The following is a 2550-nucleotide window of genomic DNA, read 5'->3' as shown; positions in this document are numbered from 1 at the left end:
GACAGCACCCGTGAAGCCCCCCGGTCGCAGGCCCCCGCCCCGGGAAAGGCACCGGTGAAGGGGGAGCGGGCCGAGGGGGCCGCGCCCACCCCCGGGACGCCGGCCGTCTCCGGCATCTCCGGACGTTCGGGCTCCTCCAACCGGGTGCGGGCCCGTCTGGCCCGGCTCGGCGTGCAGCGCTCCAACCCCTACAACCCGGTTCTGGAACCCCTGCTGCGGGTGGTCCGGGCCAACGACCCCAAGGCGGACACCGCCTCGCTGCGCAAACTCGAACGCGCCTACCAGGTCGCCGAGCGGTGGCACCGCGGGCAGAAGCGCCGCAGCGGTGATCCCTACATCACCCACCCGCTGGCGGTGACGACCATCCTGGCCGAGCTGGGCATGGACTCGGCCACCCTGATGGCGGGGTTGCTGCACGACACGGTCGAGGACACCGAGTACGGTCTGGACGCGCTGCGCCGGGACTTCGGGGAGCAGGTCGCGCTCCTGGTGGACGGCGTGACCAAGCTGGACAAGGTCAAGTTCGGCGAGGCCGCGCAGGCCGAGACGGTCCGCAAGATGGTCGTCGCGATGGCCCGGGACCCGCGGGTGCTGGTGATCAAGCTGGCCGACCGGCTGCACAACATGCGCACCATGCGCTTCCTGAAGCGGGAGAAGCAGGAGCAGAAGGCGCGCGAGACCCTGGAGATCTACGCCCCCCTGGCCCACCGGCTGGGCATGAACACCATCAAGTGGGAACTGGAGGACCTGGCCTTCGCCATCCTCTACCCGAAGATGTACGACGAGATCGTGCGGCTGGTCGCGGAGCGGGCGCCGAAGCGCGACGAGTACCTGGAGACGGTCATCGCCGAGGTGCAGGCCGACCTGCGGGGCGCCCGCATCAAGGCCTCGGTCAACGGTCGCCCCAAGCACTACTACAGCGTCTACCAGAAGATGATCGTGCGGGGCCGCGACTTCGCCGAGATCTACGACCTGGTCGGCATCCGGGTCCTGGTGGACAGCGTCCGCGACTGCTACGCGGCGCTGGGCACGGTCCACGCGCGCTGGAACCCCGTCCCGGGGCGCTTCAAGGACTACATCGCGATGCCCAAGTTCAACATGTACCAGTCGTTGCACACCACGGTGATCGGCCCCGGCGGCAAGCCGGTCGAGCTCCAGATCCGCACCTTCGACATGCACCGCCGGGCCGAGTACGGCATCGCCGCCCACTGGAAGTACAAGCAGCAGGCCGTCGCCGGGGTGTCCAAGGTGCGCACCGACGCCCCACCGGCCAAGGGGGATCGCGGCGAGGCGGTCAACGACATGGCCTGGCTGCGGCAGTTGCTGGACTGGCAGAAGGAGACCGAGGATCCGGGCGAGTTCCTGGAGTCGTTGCGGTTCGACCTCTCCCGGCACGAGGTCTTCGTCTTCACGCCCAAGGGCGACGTCATCGCGCTGCCGACCGGGTCCACCCCGGTGGACTTCGCCTACGCCGTGCACACCGAGGTCGGCCACCGCACCATAGGCGCCAAGGTCAACGGGCGGTTGGTGCCCCTGGAGTCCACCCTCGACCACGGCGACACGGTCGAGGTCTTCACCTCCAAGGCTCCCGGGGCCGGTCCCTCCCGGGACTGGCTGGGTTTCGTGAAGTCCCCCCGGGCCCGCAACAAGATTCGGGGCTGGTTCTCCAAGGAACGTCGCGAGGAGGCCATCGAGCAGGGCAAGGACGCCATCGTGCGGGCCATGCGCAAGCAGAACCTGCCGATCCAGCACATCCTCACCGGCGACTCCCTGGTCACCCTCGCCCACGAGATGCGCTACCCCGACATCTCCTCGCTCTACGCGGCGATCGGGGAGGGCCACGTCTCCGCCCAGAGCGTGGTCCAGAAGCTGGTGCAGGCGGTCGGCGGGGAGGAGGCCGCGGGGGAGGACGTCGCCGAGGCGTCACCGCCGGTGCCGACCCGGTCCAAGCGGCGCAGCAGCGCCGATCCGGGCGTGGTGGTCAAGGGCGTGGACGACGTGTGGGTCAAACTGGCCCGCTGCTGCACCCCGGTCCCCGGTGATCCGATCATCGGCTTCGTCACCCGGGGCAGCGGGGTCTCCGTGCACCGCGCGAACTGCGTGAACGTCGACTCCCTCTCCCGCGAGCCGGAGCGGATCCTCGAGGTGGAGTGGGCGCCCACGCAGTCCTCGGTGTTCCTCGTCGCCATCCAGGTCGAGGCGCTGGACCGCTCGCGACTGCTCTCCGACGTCACCCGGGTCCTCTCCGACCAGCACGTCAACATCCTGTCCGCCGCCGTGCAGACCTCCCGGGACCGGGTGGCGATCTCCCGCTTCACCTTCGAGATGGGGGACGCCAAGCACCTGGGTCACGTCCTGAAGGCCGTGCGGGGCGTGGAGGGGGTCTACGACGTGTACCGGGTGACCTCCACCCGGCGGCCGGAACAGCAGCGCGGCTGAGCCGTCGCCCCGACCGGCGGCCCCGGAACGGAGCGGCCCCGCCGACGGCGCGACGGCGCCGCGACAACGGGGCGGGGTTCGGCCCCCACCCCCCCGGGGGGGGCGGACCCC

At 70.6% G+C, this 2550-nt stretch carries 1 protein-coding gene; it reads left to right on the top strand.

Annotation, left to right across the window (positions count from 1 at the left end; all coding sequences use genetic code 11):
- Positions 1 to 2439, top strand: a 2439-nt coding sequence (locus tag FOE67_RS22495; protein WP_228474176.1) for a RelA/SpoT family protein, incomplete at its 5' end; no start/stop codon positions are given.
- Positions 2440 to 2550: the final 111 nt, after the last annotated feature.

It is taken from the genome of Streptomyces calidiresistens (assembly GCF_014141525.1).
Classification (GTDB): domain Bacteria; phylum Actinomycetota; class Actinomycetes; order Streptomycetales; family Streptomycetaceae; genus Streptomyces; species Streptomyces calidiresistens.
This window is presented reverse-complemented; position numbering and strand designations above follow the sequence as displayed.